12 protein-coding genes are annotated in these 16,151 nt (G+C 70.0%); 5 read left to right on the forward strand and 7 right to left on the reverse strand.

Going from position 1 to position 16,151, the window contains the following annotated elements:
* Positions 1-133 precede the first annotated feature (133 nt).
* Positions 134-2,008, forward strand: a complete 1,875-nt coding sequence (locus AC3IPY_RS01575) for an MDR family MFS transporter (RefSeq protein ID WP_489188404.1) — start codon at positions 134-136, stop codon at positions 2,006-2,008.
* A 7-nt stretch (positions 2,009-2,015) separates the two neighbouring features.
* On the opposite strand, the gene AC3IPY_RS01580 is transcribed toward AC3IPY_RS01575, so the two are convergent.
* The 5 genes from AC3IPY_RS01580 to AC3IPY_RS01600 all read right to left on the reverse strand — a co-directional run bounded on the left by AC3IPY_RS01580 (position 2,016) and on the right by AC3IPY_RS01600 (position 7,976).
* Positions 2,016-3,038 (reverse strand): LacI family DNA-binding transcriptional regulator, encoded by a 1,023-nt coding sequence (locus AC3IPY_RS01580; protein ID WP_489186240.1) that lies wholly within the window; start codon positions 3,036-3,038, stop codon positions 2,016-2,018.
* Positions 3,039-3,102: 64 nt separating this feature from the next.
* A complete protein-coding gene (locus AC3IPY_RS01585) occupies positions 3,103-4,560 on the reverse strand; it encodes a GH1 family beta-glucosidase (protein WP_489186241.1) in 1,458 nt (485 codons plus the stop codon).
* Entirely contained in the window at positions 4,557-5,474 is a 918-nt protein-coding gene (locus tag AC3IPY_RS01590; RefSeq protein WP_489186242.1) for a carbohydrate ABC transporter permease, read from the reverse strand. Before AC3IPY_RS01590 ends, AC3IPY_RS01585 begins: the two co-directional genes overlap by 4 nt.
* Positions 5,471-6,589, reverse strand: a complete 1,119-nt coding sequence (locus AC3IPY_RS01595; RefSeq protein WP_489186243.1) for a carbohydrate ABC transporter permease — start codon at positions 6,587-6,589, stop codon at positions 5,471-5,473. Before AC3IPY_RS01595 ends, AC3IPY_RS01590 begins: the two co-directional genes overlap by 4 nt.
* A gap of 115 nt (positions 6,590-6,704) precedes the next feature.
* Positions 6,705-7,976, reverse strand: a complete 1,272-nt coding sequence (locus AC3IPY_RS01600; RefSeq protein WP_489186244.1) for an ABC transporter substrate-binding protein — start codon at positions 7,974-7,976, stop codon at positions 6,705-6,707.
* A gap of 252 nt (positions 7,977-8,228) precedes the next feature.
* On the opposite strand from AC3IPY_RS01600, the gene AC3IPY_RS01605 reads away from it, so the two are divergent.
* The 3 genes from AC3IPY_RS01605 to AC3IPY_RS01615 all read left to right on the forward strand — a co-directional run bounded on the left by AC3IPY_RS01605 (position 8,229) and on the right by AC3IPY_RS01615 (position 11,967).
* The gene (locus tag AC3IPY_RS01605) at positions 8,229-9,071 is read left to right on the forward strand and encodes a M15 family metallopeptidase (protein WP_489186245.1); all 843 of its coding nucleotides are present in this window, start codon (positions 8,229-8,231) and stop codon (positions 9,069-9,071) included.
* Positions 9,072-10,334 carry an MFS transporter gene (locus AC3IPY_RS01610; RefSeq protein WP_489186246.1) on the forward strand — a complete coding sequence of 421 codons (1,263 nt, stop codon included), beginning with the start codon at positions 9,072-9,074 and terminating at the stop codon, positions 10,332-10,334.
* Positions 10,335-10,431: 97 nt separating this feature from the next.
* Positions 10,432-11,967: an amidase domain-containing protein gene (locus AC3IPY_RS01615; protein ID WP_489186247.1), complete on the forward strand. Its 1,536-nt coding sequence runs from the start codon at positions 10,432-10,434 to the stop codon at positions 11,965-11,967.
* A 116-nt stretch (positions 11,968-12,083) separates the two neighbouring features.
* Here the strand turns inward: AC3IPY_RS01615 and pgm are convergent, their stop codons facing one another.
* Together pgm and AC3IPY_RS01625 are read right to left on the reverse strand one after the other, a co-directional pair.
* Complete coding sequence (gene pgm, locus AC3IPY_RS01620; RefSeq protein WP_489186248.1) at positions 12,084-13,709, reverse strand: phosphoglucomutase (alpha-D-glucose-1,6-bisphosphate-dependent); 1,626 nt, start codon at positions 13,707-13,709, stop codon at positions 12,084-12,086.
* Between the two features lie 46 nt (positions 13,710-13,755).
* On the reverse strand, positions 13,756-15,051 hold the full coding sequence (locus AC3IPY_RS01625; protein WP_489186249.1) for a DUF445 domain-containing protein: 1,296 nt from the start codon (positions 15,049-15,051) through the stop codon (positions 13,756-13,758).
* Between the two features lie 119 nt (positions 15,052-15,170).
* On the opposite strand from AC3IPY_RS01625, the gene pheA reads away from it, so the two are divergent.
* Positions 15,171-16,121 (forward strand): prephenate dehydratase, encoded by a 951-nt coding sequence (pheA, locus tag AC3IPY_RS01630; protein WP_489186250.1) that lies wholly within the window; start codon positions 15,171-15,173, stop codon positions 16,119-16,121.
* The last annotated feature ends 30 nt before the right edge of the window (positions 16,122-16,151 follow it).

Genomic DNA, 16,151 nt, shown 5'->3' on the forward strand with positions numbered 1-16,151 from the left:
ACGCCGCAGCGGCTCTGTCGTAACCCCCTGTGGCGGGAGTAGCGTCGGCAGGGTGACGGCTCCTGAAGAGAACGCACCGAACACGCAGAACGCGAACGCGGACGCGGATGCACCACACGCACCGGCCCCGCTCATGACGCACCGGCAGATCCTGCTGGTGATCTTCGGGCTCATGTCCGCCATGTTCCTGTCGGCGCTCGACCAGACCATCGTGGGCACGTCGATGCGCACGATCGCCGACGACCTCGGCGGCCTCGAGCTGCAGGCGTGGGTGACGACGGCGTACCTCATCACCGCGACGATCACGACGCCGATCTACGGCAAGCTGAGCGACCTGTTCGGCCGGCGCCCGCTGTTCATCATCGCGATCGCGATCTTCCTGCTGGGCTCGTTGCTCTCCGGCATGTCGACCTCGATGTACGAGCTCGCGGTGTTCCGGGCCATCCAGGGCATCGGCGCCGGCGGCCTCATGGCGCTGCCGCTCGCGATCATGGGCGACATCCTCGCGCCACGCGAACGCGCGAAGTACCAGGGCTACTTCCTCGCCGTCTTCGGCATCTCGAGCGTGATCGGCCCGCTCATCGGCGGTCTGCTCTCGGGCACCGAGGAGATCCTCTACGTCGCCGGCTGGCGATGGGTCTTCCTCGTGAACCTGCCGGTGGGCGTGCTCGCGCTGTTCATGGTCATCCGCTACCTGCACGTGCCGAGGTTCCACTCCGACCGCAAGGTGCGCATCGACTGGTGGGGCGCGACGTTCGTGATCGTGGCCCTCGTGCCGCTGCTGCTCGTCGCCGAGCAGGGCAGCGAGTGGGGCTGGGGCTCAGCAGGGGCGATCGGATGCTACGTGGTCGGCGTGATCGGCATCATCGCGTTCATCCTCGTCGAGATGCGCATGGGCCAGGACGCCCTGCTGCCGATGAAGCTGTTCCGCATCCCCACGTTCTCGGTGGTCGCGGGGCTCGGACTGCTCGTCGGATTCGCGATGTTCGGCGCGATGATGACGATCCCGCTCTACCTGCAGCTCGTCGAGGGCGCGACGCCCGCCGAGAGCGGGCTGCTGATGCTCCCGATGATCCTCGGCCTCATGGTCTCCTCGATCGGCAGCGGCCAGATCATCGCGCGCACGGGCCGGTACCGCATGTTCCCGATCCTCGGAACCGCGTTCCTGGCGCTCGGCTACTACTGGCTCACGTACCTCACCGCCGACAAGGACATCTGGTGGATCATGGTCGGCATGGCCATCGTCGGCCTCGGCCTCGGCCAGCTCATGCAGACGCTCACGATCGCCAGCCAGAACGCGGTGACGGCCCGCGACACGGGCGTCGCGACGAGTGCGTCGACGTTCTTCCGCCAGATCGGTGGCACGCTCGGCACCGCGGTGTTCTTCTCGTTGCTCTTCTCGAGGCTCGCCGACACGCTCACGGCCGCGTTCAGCGACCCCGACCTCATCGGGCCGATGACCGAGGCGATGCAGGATCCGGCCGTGCAGGCCGACCCGGCCAATGCCGACATCCTGGCGCTGCTGTCGTCGCAGGATCCGGCGGCGATCGGATCCGCGCTGGACACCGACAGCTCGTTCCTCGTCGGCGCCGACCCGCGGCTGGCGGAGCCGTTCCTCGTCGGGTTCAACGACGCGACGGTGTCGGTCTACTGGCTCGGACTCATCATCTCGGTGCTCGCCTTCATCGTCGCCTGGTTCGTGCCGGCGCTGCCGCTGCGACAGGTCTCGGCGATGCAGGAGGAGGCCGACGCGAGTGCGGCCGAGGCCCTCGCCGTCGCGCAGATCGGCGTCGCCGCGGATCTGGACGAGGCGCGGGACCTGAACGAGGCCGAGCAGCGAGCGGATGTCGCGAGCGGCGCGTCCGAATCGGAGGTCGACCGGGTCGACGGGGCCGACGAGATCGACGAGGTCGCTCATCGGGCGGCCCGCCTCGCGGGATCGCCGATCGAGCCGACGACGACGGGCTCGATGCACGCCGTCGACCTGGAGAGCCCGCCGAAGCGCTGAGCTGGACTCAGGCCGAGGCGCGCCGCACGAGGTGCGTCGGCAGGATGTTGCGCTGCGGCACGCTCTCGCCGGCGAGGTGGCGCAGCAGCAGGTCGGCCATCTCGAAGCCCATCTGCTCGGAGGGCTGGTGCACCGTCGTCAGCGGAATGGCCGCCGAGACCGCGGCCGGGCTGTCGTCGAATCCGACGACGGCGACGTCGTCGGGCACCGATCGCCCGCGCTCGCGCAGCACGGAGACGACCCCGGTGGCCATGATGTCGCTCGCGACGAAGACGCCGTCGAGGTCGGGCACCCGGTCGAGCAGGCGGCGAGTGGCGGCGACGGCGCCGGCCGCCGTGAAGTCCGCGGTCTCGACGGCGTCGGTGGGCAGGTCGGCCGCCATCATGGCGCGGCGGAAGCCGTCGAGCCGGTCGACGCTCGCGGGCATGTCGAGGGGTCCGGTCACGGTGCCGATGCGTCGACGACCCACGTCGATGAGGTGCTGCGTGCCGATCGAGCCGCCTTCGACGTTGTCGACGTCGATGAAGAAGTGGTCGCCCGGTTGCGACGGGCGGCCGCCGTAGACGAGCGGGAGCAGCAGGTCGGCCTCGTGCTGGAAGTCGTCGCCCTCGTGGTGCGAGACGACGAGGGCGCCGTCGACGACGCCCGAGCGCAGGTACCGCACGGTCTTGTGACCGGGATCGGTCGAGGCGACGAGCAGGTTGAGCAGGTAGTCGCTCTCGTCGAGCCGGCGGGTGATGCCCTGCACGATCGCCGCGAAGTACGGGTCGCCGAAGAAGAACGCCGTGTCTTCGGGCACGATCAGGGCGATCGCACCCGACGTGCGGCTCGCGAGCGAGCGCGCGGCGCGGTTGGGCACGTAGTTGAGCTTCGCGATGGCCGCGTTGACGACCGTCACGACATCTGGTCGCACCTTGGGGGAGCCGTTGACGACACGGCTCACGGTTGCACGCGAGACGTTGGCTTCGCGTGCGACCTCTTCGAGGGTCGGCACGGCGGGTCGCGTCTTGATGTCGTCACCCCCCTGCATTCGGTCAGTCTATTGCTCGTCGCCGGTGCGGGATCCGGACCCGGATCCCGCACCGGCGACCGGATCAGCTCGCGGGAAGCGACCTCGACCCGATGATCTCGGAGTACGCGTGGCCGCTGTCCTTCACCGTGCGTTCCTGCGTGTCGTAGTCGACGCGCACGAGGCCGAAGCGCTTGTCGTAGCCCCAGGCCCACTCGTAGTTGTCCATGAGCGACCAGTAGAAGTACCCGTGCACGGGCACGCCCTCGTCGACCGCGTCGAGGATGGCGCCGAGGTGGCCGCGCAGGAACTCGGCCCGCTCGGCGTCGTGGACCTCGCCGTCGGCCGTGAGCTCGTCGTCGTACGCGGCACCGTTCTCGGTCACGTACAGGCGCACGCCCGCGGCATCCGTGTACTCCTCGTGCACGCGCACGAGCAGTTCGCGCAGGCCGTCGGGTTCGACCTCCCAGTCCATCGCGGTGATCGGGAGGTCCTGCGGGTGCCAGTGCACGTTCTCGGCCGCGGGGAACGGCGAGCTCGTCGCGCGGTCGGTCGGCGCCGTGCCCTCGCGCACCTGCTCGGGCGCATGTGCGCTGACGTACTCGCCGTGGTAGTAGTTCACGCCGAGCGTGTCGATCGGGGTCGAGATGACCTCGAGGTCGCCGGGCTGCACGACCGCGTCGAGCCCGAGCGGCCCGAGGTCGGCGACGAGGTCTTCGGCGTACTCGCCGCGGAAGATCGGGTCGAGGAAGAACCGGTTGAACTGACCGTCGATGCGGCGGGCCGCGTCGACGTCGGCCGGGTCGGTCGGGTCGACCGCGTGCACCGGAGCGAGGTTCAGCGTGATGCCGAGCTGCAGTTCGGGGTCGCGCTCGCGCAGCGCCTGCACGGCGAGGCCGTGGGCGAGCAGGAGGTGGTGCCCTGCCGCGATGCCGTCGGCCACGCTCTGCCGGCCGGGGGCGTGGGCACCCGCCGTGTAGCTGAGGAACGACGAGCACCACGGCTCGTTGAGCGTGGTCCACACGTCGACGCGGTCGCCGAGGGCGTCGTGCACCGATAGCGCGTAGTCGCGGAAGAGCTCGGCGGTGTCGCGATTCGCCCAGCCGCCCTTCTCCTCGAGCGCCTGCGGAAGATCCCAGTGGTAGAGCGTGAGCCACGGCTTGATGCCGGCGCCCTGCAGCTCGTCGACGAGTCGCGAGTAGAAGTCGATGCCCTTGGCGTTGACCTGGCCGCCGTCGGGCCGCACGCGCGCCCATGACGTCGAGAACCGGTAGGTCTGCAGGCCGATGCGCTGCATGAGCGCGACGTCGTCGGCGTAGCGGTGGTAGTGGTCGCAGGCGACGTCGCCGTTGTCGGCGTCGATGACCGCCCCGGGAACGCGGCTGAAGGCATCCCAGATGGAGTCGGTGCGGCCGTCCTCGTGGGCGGCGCCCTCGATCTGGTAGGCGGCGGTCGCCGCGCCGAACAGGAAGTCGGCGGGGAACGGGCGGGCTGCTGCAGCGTGGTTCACAGCTGTGGTGTCCTCTCGGAGTTCGATGGTCATCCCTTCACGGCTCCAGCCATGATGCCGCTCACGAGCTGCTTGCCCGCGAAGAAGAAGAGGATGAGCAGGGGGATGGTCGACAGCAGCACGCCGGCGAGCACGATCGAGTAGTCGACGAAGTGGTTCGACTGCAGGAGCGAGAGCGCGACGGGCAGGGTCGGGTCGCTCCGGTCGAGCACGATGAACGGCCAGAAGAAGTTGTTCCAGGCCGAGACGAACGTGAACAGGCCGAGCATCGCCGCGGCCGGACGCGCGGCCGGGAGGCCGACGGTCAGGAAGGTGCGGAACGAGTTGGCACCGTCGACCCTGGCGGCCTCGAGGAGCTCGTCGGGCACCGACTGCTGGATGTACTGCGTCATCCAGAACACGCCGAACGCGGTGACGAGCGCCGGGATGATGATGGCGCCGATGTTGCCGGTCCAGCCGAGGTCGGCGAACAGGATGTAGAGCGGCACCACGCCGAGCTGCATCGGCACGGCCATGGTGGCCACGACGAAGACGAGCAGCCACTTGCCGCCGCGGAACTTGAGCTTGGCGAACGCCCAGCCGGCCAGCGTCGAGAAGAACACGACCGACAGCGCGATGATCGCCGAGCTGAAGATCGAGTTCCAGAGCGCCCGCCAGAAGTTCACGGCTGGGTCGTTGACGACCGTCAGGGCGTTCTCGATGAAGTTGCCGCCGGGCAGCCACGACATGTTCGGGTCGCGGATCGTGCCGGCGTCGCCGGATCCGATGAGCAGCGACCAGTAGAACGGGAAGATCGCCGAGGCGAGCACGATCGCGAGGGCCGAGTAGACGAACCAGCCCGGGCGGGATCCGCGCACGGGGCGCGAGCGCAGGCGGCGCTTCGGGTCCTTCGCGTTCGCGGTCACCGAGGCGACCGTGTCGAGGCTCGTGGGCTGCGTGGCGGTCATCGGGCTGCCTCCGTGGTCTTGTCGGCGGTGGATGCCGCGTTCGTGGGGCTCTCGTGGCGGTGCTCGATCTCGTGTCGGGCGGCCGCGGCCGCCGCACGTCGGGCTCGCCGGGAGAGCCCGTCGCGGCTGCCCTCGTTGCGTACGAGCCGGCCGGTCACGAGCAGGTTGAGCACGCCGATGGCGAGGATGATGAGGAACAGGATCCAGGCGAGCGCCGCGGCTCGGCCGAAGTTCCATTGCCCCCAGCCGATGTCGTAGAGGTACAGCGTGATCGTCAGCCACTGCGAGTTGGCGCCGCCCGTGCCGTACTGGTCGTACATGCGGGGCTCGTCGAAGATCTGCAGGCCGCCGATGGTGGAGGTGATGATCACGAAGATGAGGGTCGGGCGCAGGCTCGGCACGGTGATCGAGGTGAACTGGCGGAACTTGTTGGCCCCGTCGATCGCGGCGGCCTCGTAGTAGTCGCGCGGGATGGCCTGCATCGCGGCCAGGAGGATGAGGGTGTTGTACCCGGTCCAGCGGAAGTTGACCATGGTCGCGATGGCCATGTGGCTCGCGAAGGCGTTGCTGTGCCATTGGATGGCGGGGATGCCGACGTTGCCGAGCAGGGTGTTGATGAGGCCGTACTTGTCGCCGAACAGGTTGCTGAAGATGAGCGCGACGGCGACGGGGGCCATGACATAGGGCACGAGCACGCCCATGCGCCAGAAGGTCTTCGCGCGGATGTTCTGGTCGAGCATCGTCGCGATGAAGATCGCGAGGATCAGCTGGGGGACGCTCGAGAGCAGGAAGATGCTGAACGTGTTGCGGAGGGCGATCCAGAACTTCGGCTGGCCGAGGATGTAGGCGTACTGGTCGAAGCCGATGAACGTGCCGCTGTTGCGCACCAGGTCCCAGTCCATGAAGGAGATGACCGCGGTGTACGCGATCGGGAACAGCCCGGTGACCGCGAAGAGGATGAAGAACGGGGAGATGTAGAGGTAGGGGGAGAGCTTGAGGTCCCACCGGCTGAGCTTGTGCCCGAAGGCGATGCGGCGGGGGGTGCGCGGTCGGTCGGGCCGTGGCTGCTCGGGGCGGCTCGCGGCGGCCGGCTTCGCCGTCTGGGTCGAGGTCACGGTCGTTCCTTCGGTTCTGGATCGGTGCGAGTGCGTGGCTGGGAGAGTGCGTGGCTGGGAGAGTGCGTGGCGGGCCGGGACGTGCCCGACCCGCCACGTGGTGCGTCAGCTCAGGTCAGCCGATCGCGTTGACTTCGGAGACCCACTGGTCCCACGAGGTCGCCTTGTCCTGCGTGCCGTCTTCGACGCGCGTCAGGGCCTGCTGCATCGCGTCGTTGATCTGGAAGTAGAACTCGCCCTTGAAGGGGGCCACCGTCACGGCGTTGGCCCGGTTCGTGAGGATCTCACCGGTCGGCGCGTTGTTGAAGTACTCGTTCGTCGCACCGGTGAGGGTGGAGTCGCTGTACGCGTCGTTCTGGCTCGGGAAGGTGCCCGCGTTCGCGAACGCCTTGATCTGCTGCTCGGGAGCGGTCAGCCAGTCGGCGAGCTTCTGCGCCTCCTCCACGTGCGCGCCGTTGGCGGGAACGGTCAGGTACGAACCGCCCCAGTTGCCGCCGCCGTTCGGGAAGGTGTCCGCGATGTCCCAGCCGGTGACGTCGGGGGCGTTGCCCGAGATGACGCCGAGCATCCAGCCCGGGCACAGCATGGTCGCGAACGCGCCGTTCGAGAGACCGGCGAACCAGTCGTCGCTCCACTGGCCGAGGTGGGCCGACTGCGTGGCGCTGGCGTCGAGCACCTGGTTGTAGAGGTCGGAGACCTCGGCGTTGTCGGTCGCGATGATGTCGCCCGAGTCGGGGTCCTCGTACGCGGCCTCGACCTGGTTGACCATGCCCTGGTAGGTGCCGCCGGCCGAGTCGAAGAACGCGTGTCCGGTCGCCTTGGTGTACTGGGCGCCGACCTCGAAGTACTTGTCCCAGTCGCCGTCGAGCAGCGCGGCGACCTCTGCGCGGTCGGTCGGCAGGCCGGCCTCGGCGAACAGGTCGGAGCGGTAGCAGACGCCCTCGGGGCCGATGTCGGTGCCGTAGCCGATGAGGTTGCCGTCGGCGTCGGTCGCGGCGTCGGTCTTCCAGTCGAGCCAGCGGTCCTTCAGGTCGTCGGAGACGGGAGCGAGCAGGTCGGAGTACTGCATGACCTCGGGCAGCCAGTCGACCTCGATGGCCTCGACGTCGGCGAGGCCCTTCTTGCCGAGCTTCTGGAAGTAGTTGGCGCGCGCGTCGTTCGAGGTCGCCGCGACGTTCTGCACGACCTTCACGTTCGGGTTGGCGTCCATGTACTCCTGGAGGAGCTCATCGGTGTAGCCGAAGTCGTTGAACGTGGCGACCGTCAGTTCGATCGGGTCGTCGCTCGAGCCCGAGTCGGACGAGGGCGCGCAACCTGCGGCGATGATGGCGATGGATGCTGCGCCGGCGACGGCCGCGATCGCCCTGGTGCGTCGTGAAAGCTTCACGGTCACTCCTTTGTGTGCGTGTGTTGGGAATCGGAATGGTCACGTGAGGACACGCCATCCCCGAGTTCCCGCCGGAGCCGGAAGCCCGAGCCGAAGCCGTGGTGAGAGCGCTCTCACGATGCAGCCATGACTCTACGAGAGCGCTCTCACGAATGTCAAGAGAGCGCTCTCATTCGAGCCGTTCGTTACCCAAGCGTGATCATCGAGGGAGATGCTCAGGGTCGGCGCAGTGCCGCCGCGTAGACTCGACGAGTGCCAGCAGACGAGCCCGAACCCCTCTCCGAGGGCGTGCAGCGCCGGCGCCTCAAGGTGGCCGGAGGGCTGAGCCTGGTGCTCGTCGCGGTCGCGGCGATCGTGGTCGGCGCGGTGAGTGGTGCGGCCGGCGCGGGTGCGGCCGACCCCGCGGCATCCGGCAGCGCGACGCCCGGCGCCGGCGCATCCGCAGAGGGCGCCGCGACCGTTCCGCCGCGACCCGAGCCGACGGACTCCGGTGCCCCGGCGGCGGTCGACACGTTCGACAGGTCGGCGCGCTCCATCGACGACCCCGCGAGCATCTGGGTCGTCGTCAACAAGCTCCGCCCGCTGAACCCTCAGGACTACGAGCCCGACGACCTCGTCGACGTGCCCGTCGCCCACACGTGGGAGCCGCTCATGCGTCAAGAGGCGTCCGACGCCGTCGTCGCGATGTTCCAGGCCGCCGCCGACGAGGCCGGGCTGCACCTCGCCTCCAACAGCGCGTTCCGCAGCTACTCGACCCAGGTCGACCTCTACGGCGACGGCAGCGATCCCACCACCGCGCCGCCCGGCGCGAGCGAGCACCAGACCGGGCTCGGCATCGACATCGGCGCCGAGAACGGCTGCACGTTCGAGTGCCTCGAGACGAGTCCAGAGGGCGAGTGGCTGCGCGCGAACGCCTACCGCTTCGGGTTCCTGCTGCGCTACCCGGCCGACAAGGTCGACGTCACGGGCTACCCGCACGAGGCCTGGCACTACCGCTACATCGGCGTCGAGCTCGCGACCGAGATGCACGACACCGGGTTCACGACGCTCGAGGAGTTCTTCGGGCTTCCGAGCGTGCCGCTCGGCACGCAGTAGATGCGCGCGGCGAGTCGTCGTCCCGCGCGCGAGCCTCGTCGCGGCCTGGCGCTGGGCATCCTCATCGTCAACCAGCTGCTCGCCGGGGTCGGCGTGGCGTCGGGCCTGGCGCTCGCGGCGATCCTCGTCGCGGACCTCACGGGCGTCGTCGCCATGGGCGGCCTCGCCCAGTCCTCGAGCGTGCTGGGAGCCGCGATCGTGGCGATCCCGCTGGCGAAGCTGGCGGTGCGCTCAGGGCGTCACGTCGCCCTCGCCGTCGGATACGGCCTCGCCGTCGTCGGCGCGATCCTCGTGATCGCGGCGGCGACGAGCGGTTGGGCGCCGCTCGTGTTCCTCGGGCTCGCGGCGTTCGGTGCGGGCTCGGCCGCCGGACTGCAGGCGCGGTTCGCCGCGACCGAGGTCGCCGCGCCCGGGTTCGAGGCGCGCTCGATGTCGCTCGTGCTCTGGGCGACGACCATCGGGTCGGTGGCCGGCCCGCTCCTGTCGGAGTCCGGTGATCGGGTCGGCACCGCCCTCGGCCTGCCGCATCTCGTCGGCCCGTTCGTGTTCTCCGCGATCGCGTTCGCGATCTCCACGCTGCTGGTCGCGACCCTGCTCCGGATGCCGCGGGCCGGCGTGCTGGCGACCGACTCGGCTGCTGACACCGGTGCGCCCGCGGCATCCGTCGGCTCGCTGATGGCCCTGCGCCTCGCCGTGAAGCAGCCGCGGGCGCTGTTCGCGATCCTCGCGATCGTCTGCTCGCACACGGTCATGGTCGGCGTCATGGTCATGACGCCCGTGCACATGACCGAGCACGGGCTCTCGCTGAGCCTCGTCGGTCTCGTGATCAGCATCCACATCCTCGGCATGTACGGCGCGAGCCCGCTCATGGGCTGGCTCGTCGACCGCATCGGATCCGTGCGGGTGATCCTCATGGGCGCCGCGATCCTCGTCGTCGCCGCCGTGATCGGCATCCTCGCGCCAGGCGACGACATGCTGCTCGTGCCGCTCGCGCTCGGACTCCTCGGGCTCGGCTGGTCGGCCGGCATGATCGGCGGGTCGACGCTCGTGACGACGGCCGTCGACTCGCACCTGCGAGTGCCCCTGCAGGGGGCGACGGATGCCGCGATGAACCTCGCGGCCGCGATCTCGGCCGCGCTCTCCGGCGTCGTGCTCGGCGCGTTCGGATTCGCCGGCGTGAATGCGGTTGCCCTGCTCGTGCTGGTGCCGCTCGCCGTCGCCGGGCTGCGGCTCCTGGTGAGACCCCGCGTGGAATCTGCGTGAACGCGCTCTCATAGGTCTCCCAGCGTTCAAGAGGGATCCTCACAAACTGGCGTGTTGGGCTGGGGGTCCCCCTTTACGCCGACATGAAACTTCCGGTTTGCTCTCTCCCTCCGATCTCCCCGTCCTTCGCCGCGCCACCTTCCAGGCGCCCGCACTCGAAACCGACCCCGACCACGAACCCTCGAAGCGTCGCCGCAAGGCGCGCTCGAAGCGGTCCGACGGCGATGTCGCGCCCGAGGTGACGGTCGACGCCCCGTCGACGGCCGAAGCGGCCGACGCGGTCGAGGTCGTCGTGGTCGAGACGATCGAGGTCGAGGCGATCGAGCAGGCCGTGCCCGCGGCATCCGCAGAACCCGAAGCGGATGACGCCGGCACGGCCGATGAGGACGCCACGGATGATGACGCCGGCACGGCGGATGAGGACGCCACTGCAGCCACGCGCGGCGGCTCGCAGCACCCGCGTCACCGGGCCGAGCGCGTGCGCAATCGTCGCGCGGCGGCCGGCAAGGGCTCGGGCAAGGGGGCCGGAGCCTCGATGCGCCGCACGGCCGCCCTCGGATCGGCGATGGCGTTCATCGGGCTCAGCGCGTTCGGCGCGATCGTCCCGGCCGATGCGGAGACGTCGGGTTCGATCGCGCAGGCGACGACGGACGACCTGACCCCGGCGAGCACGGCGACGATCGAGGCGGCGACCGCGGGGGATGCGTCCGATTCGGCGGCGCTCGATTCGATCGCGCCGGTCGTGGCCGAGGCCGGACCCGCGATCACGAGCCGGCTCTCGACCGAGGCCGCGCCGTTCACCGGCGGAACCCAGGTGACCGTGAAGGGCCGCGCGCTCGACGAGGTGGCCTCCGTCACGGTCGGCTCCACTCCGGCGACGATCGTCTCGGCCGACGACACCGAGATCACCTTCCAGGTGCCGGCCGTCACCGAGGCCGCGCAGGGCGCCGCCGTCGACGTGACGATGACCGCCGCCGACGGTGACCCCGTCGAGGTCGTCACGACCGAGGCGCCGGTCTCGACCGTGGCCTCGCTGATCTCGGCGCCCGTGACCGCGACCGCGGCCGCGCAGGACGCCGCGCCGGCGAGCTCGGCCGCGTCAGCCGCCATCGCACCGCTCGGCGAGAAGCCCGCGGCACCCCTCACGCTCACCTACACGAGCGACCCCGGCATCGACGCCCAGCTCGCCTACGTCGCCACCTACTGGAGCAGCTACAACTCGGCCCAGTACCCCGTGTTCAGCGGCGTCGACTGCGCGAACTTCGCGAGCCAGTCGCTCATCGCCCGCGGATGGGCCATGGACGCCGGATGGTTCTTCGACGCGTCCAACGGCACGATGAGCTCGAGCTGGTCGAGCTCGACCGCGCTCCGCGACTACCTCCTGGGCCGGCCCGACCGTGCGATCGCGCTCGACGACTCGCAGCGCGACCAGGTCAAGGTCGGCGACATCGCCCAGTTCGACTGGGACTCCTCCGGCGACCGCGACCACACGGCCGTCGTCACGCGCGTGGAGCGCACCGACGCCGGAACCAAGGTCTGGGTCGGCGGCCACACGAAGGACATCGACTACTGGGACGTCGACCAGGCCCTCGCCTCGGGCGGCGGGTACGTCACGTACTTCTCGATCCACTGAGCCGGGTCTGCAGAATTCAGGAACATCTGGTGGTTATGGGTGGACAGGTCGCGCGAGTTCCGCGTGATTCCAGTCAGCGCTGAGCAGGTGTCCTGAATTCTGCAGGGGGCGAAGCCTCAGTCGCCGAGCGCCTCGTCGACGACGCGCTTGGCCTCCTCCTGCACCTGCGCCAGGTGCTCGGCGCCCTTGAACGACTCGGCGTAGATCTTGTAGACGTCTTCGGTGCCGCTCGGGCGGGCTGCGAACCAGGCGTCGGCCGTCTCGAGCTTGACGCCGCCGATGGCCGCGTCGTTGCCCGGCGCATGCGAGAGCTTCGCCGTGATCGGCTCGCCGGCGAGCTCGGTCGCGGCGATCGCGTCGCCCGTGAGCTTGCCGAGGGCCGCCTTCTGCGCCGGCGTGGCCGCGGCGTCCTTGCGCTCGTAGGCCGGGTCGCCGAAGCGCTCGACGAGGTCGGCGTAGAGCTCCGACGGCGAGCGGCCGGTGACGGCACGGATCTCGGAGGCGAGCAGGCAGAGCAGGATGCCGTCCTTGTCGGTGGTCCACACGGTGCCGTCGAAGCGCAGGAACGACGCGCCCGCGCTCTCCTCGCCGCCGAAGCCGACCGACCCGTCGACGAGGCCGGGCACGAACCACTTGAAGCCGACCGGCACCTCCCAGAGGCGGCGGCCGAGCGCCGCGGCGACCCGGTCGATCATCGAACTCGAGACGAGGGTCTTGCCGATCGCGGCATCCGCTCGCCATTCGGGGCGGTGCGCGAACAGGTACTCGATCGCGACCGCGAGGTAGTGGTTCGGGTTCATCAGGCCGCCGTCGGGGGTGACGATGCCGTGCCGGTCGGCGTCGGCGTCGTTGCCCGTGAGGATGTCGTAGCCCGAGTGCGAGAGCACCGACGCCATGGCGCTCGGCGACGACGGGTCCATGCGGATCTTGCCGTCCCAGTCGAGCGTCATGAACGACCAGGCCGGGTCGACGCGTTCGTTGACGACCGTGAGGTCGAGCCCGTATGCGTCGCGGATCGCGGCCCAGTAGTTGACGGATGCCCCGCCCAGCGGGTCGGCGCCGATCCTGATGCCGCTGCGCTTGATGGCATCGACGTCGATGATGTTCGCGAGGTCGGCGACGTAGGCCGTGCGGAAGTCGTAGGTCTCGACGGCGCTCGGCTCGGCCTGCTTGACCTCGCGCAGCCCGTCGGCGATGAGCTCGTTGGCGCGGTTCGCGATCCAGCCCGTCGCGTCGGAGTCGGCCGGCCCGCCGTGCGGCGGATTGTACTTGAAGCCGCCGTCCTGCGGCGGGTTGTGCGAGGGCGTGATGACGATGCCGTCGGCCTCGCCCTCGGCGCGCTTCGCCGGGTCGTTGTTCCACGACAGGATCGCGTGCGAGAGCGCCGGCGTCGGCACGAAGTCGTCGAACTCGTCGACGAGCACGCGCACGCCGTTGCCCACGAGCACGTCGAGCGCGGTGGTCTGCGCCGGGGCGCTCAGCGCGTGCGTGTCGGAGCCGATGAACAGCGGCCCCGTGATGCCCTGCGCCGTGCGGTACTCCACGATGGCCTGCGTGATCGCGAGGATGTGGTGCTCGTTGAAGCTCGTCGAGAACGAGGAGCCCCGATGCCCCGAGGTGCCGAACGCGACGCGCTGCGTCGGCACCGAGGCATCCGGTGCCTTCTCGTAGTACGCCCTCACGAGCGCCTCGACGTCGATGAGGTCGGATTCGATGGCCGGGGTTCCCGCGCGTTCGTGCATGCGTCCAGTCTGGCAGCGCGGGGCGCCCGCGTCACGGGGTCGACGATCAGAAGAGGGCGTGCAGCCCGGTCGCGAGGGCGTAGATCGCGAGGCCCGCGAGCGCGCCCACCACGGTGCCGTTGATGCGGATGAACTGCAGGTCGCGCCCGACCTGCAGCTCGAGCTTGCGCGTCGTCTCCGCGGCATCCCACCGCTCGACGGTCTCGGTGATCACGCCGGCCACCTCGTGGCGGTAGGTGCGGATGACGTAGGCCGCGGCATCCGTCACCCAGGCGTCGACCTTGTCGGCGAGCCCCTCGTCGGCGACGAGCCTGGCGCCGACCTCGACGACGGCCGAGCGCAGGCTCGCGCGCAGGTCGCTCTCGGGATCGGCGAGGGCCGCCTCGAGCGTCTCCTTCACGCTCGCCCAGGCCTCGCCGGCGAACTCGCGCAGTCGCGGGCTCGCGAGCAGTTCCGCCTTGAGCGCCTCGACGCGCGCGATGGTCTTCGGCTCGTGCTGCAGGGCGTCCGCGAGGTCGGCGAGGTAGCGGTCGATCGCCTCGCGCAGCGGATGCCTCGGGTCGGCGCGCACCGCACGCACGAACGCGAGCACCTCCCGTGACGCCTTGTCGTCGACCAGGCGGTCGACGAAGCCCGGAACCCAGCGCGGCAGTCGATCGGAGACCATGCTGCCGAACGCCTCGGGGCGGGCGAGGAGCCACGACTCGGCCTTCTCGAGCAGGGCGTCGACCGCAGCGCGCTGCTGGTCGGCGGCCACGAGGCGTGCGCCGACGCGCCCGATCGAGGGCGCCCACTCGGGCTCGAAGAGGTGGCGGCGGGCGAGGCGCTCGATGACGTCCTCGACGTCGTCGTCGCCCAGCAGCGAGAGCAGGCCGCGTCCGGCGACGGATGCCTCGGCCGTCAGCCGCTCCGCGTTGGCCGGGGTCGCGAGCCAGCCGCCGAGCCGCCGCGCGATGCCGATCGAGCGGAGCTTGCCGAGCACGACGTCGTCGGAGAGGAACTCGTGCTCGACGAACGCGCCGAGGCTCGCCCCGATCTCGTCCTTGCGCGTCGGGATGATCGCCGTGTGCGGAATCGGGATGCCGAGCGGGTGCCGGAACAACGCCGTCACCGCGAACCAGTCGGCGATCGCGCCGACCATCGCGCCCTCGGCCGCGGCGCGCACGTAGCCGAGCCACGGGAACTCGTCCTGCAGGGCGAACGACACCGCGAAGACCGCCGCGGCGACCACGAGCAGGCTCGTCGCGAGCCGCTTCATGCTGCGCAGTGCGGCCAGCCGCTCGGCGTCGGTCGGCACCGTGCGCCGCCCATTGACCACCGCCGCGTCGATCACCCCCGCCATTATTCAGGAACACCCTGCCGGCGTGGCCTCGAATCGCGCGGGAGCGTCGAGACCGCCCGCCGCATAACCACGGGATGTTCCTGAATTCCGCAGTGAACGAGGGTGGCTAGGCTTGGCGCATGACGGATGCCACACGCCCCGACGAGACCTACTCGTACCTCGGGCCGGCCGGCACCTTCACCGAGGCGGCCCTGAAGCAGGTGCCGGAGGCCGCGGGCAAGACCTGGCGCTCGGTCAACAACGTGGGCGAGGCGCTGGCGGATGTCACGACCGGGCGTTCGGTCGCGGCGATGATCGCGATCGAGAACTCGATCGAGGGCGGCGTCTCCGCGACGCAGGACGCGCTCGCCACGGTGCCCGGCCTCCGCATCGTCGGCGAAGTGCTCGTGCCCGTGAACTTCGTGCTCGTCGCACGGCCGGGCACCGTGCTCGCGGACGTGCGCGTCGTCAACGCGCACCCGGTCGCCTACGCGCAGTCGCGCGGCTGGCTCGAGCGCAACCTCCCCGAGCACGGGCACATCCCCTCGTCGAGCAACGTGCAGGCCGCTGCGTCCCTGCTCGAGGCCGACAGCACGGCGGATGCCGCGGTCGCACCTCCGGGCATCACCGATCACTACGACGTCGAGGTGCTCGCCCGCGACCTCGGCGACAACCCCAACGCCGTCACGCGCTTCGTGCTCGTGTCGCGCTCGCGCGTGCTGCCCGAGCCCACGGGCGCCGACAAGACGAGCCTCATCGTCGAACTGCCGAGCGACGAGCCCGGTGCCCTGCTCGCGATGCTCGAGCAGTTCTCGACGCGAGGCGTGAACCTCTCGTTGCTCGAGTCCCGGCCCATCGGCGACGCGCTCGGCCGGTACCGCTTCGTGGTCGACCTCGACGGGCACATCGCCGACGAGCGCGTCGCCGACGCCCTGCTCGGCCTTCGCCGCACGAGCCCGAACGTGATCTTCCTCGGCTCGTACCCGCGCGCCGACAAGCAGGAGATCGAGTACCACGCGAAGTACGATGACGAGATCTTCATCGAGGCGCGGGACTGGTTGCGAGGCCTGCTCAGCGGTGAGCCCGACTGATCACGAGGGGCGCCGCCCGCACCATGACAC

It is taken from the genome of Agromyces sp. GL_144, from assembly GCF_057834305.1.

Bases quoted from the DNA above. Each gene is read 5' to 3' on its own strand.
- AC3IPY_RS01585 (WP_489186241.1), bottom strand. From the start codon at position 4,560: ATGACCATCGAACTCCGAGAGGACACCACAGCTGTGAACCACGCTGCA.
- pheA (WP_489186250.1), top strand. From the start codon at position 15,171: ATGACGGATGCCACACGCCCCGACGAGACCTACTCGTACCTCGGGCCG.
- AC3IPY_RS01625 (WP_489186249.1), bottom strand. From the start codon at position 15,051: ATGGCGGGGGTGATCGACGCGGCGGTGGTCAATGGGCGGCGCACGGTG.
- pgm (WP_489186248.1), bottom strand. From the start codon at position 13,709: ATGCACGAACGCGCGGGAACCCCGGCCATCGAATCCGACCTCATCGAC.
- AC3IPY_RS01610 (WP_489186246.1), top strand. From the start codon at position 9,072: ATGCGCGCGGCGAGTCGTCGTCCCGCGCGCGAGCCTCGTCGCGGCCTG.
- AC3IPY_RS01580 (WP_489186240.1), bottom strand. From the start codon at position 3,038: ATGCAGGGGGGTGACGACATCAAGACGCGACCCGCCGTGCCGACCCTC.
- AC3IPY_RS01590 (WP_489186242.1), bottom strand. From the start codon at position 5,474: ATGACCGCCACGCAGCCCACGAGCCTCGACACGGTCGCCTCGGTGACC.
- AC3IPY_RS01575 (WP_489188404.1), top strand. From the start codon at position 134: ATGACGCACCGGCAGATCCTGCTGGTGATCTTCGGGCTCATGTCCGCC.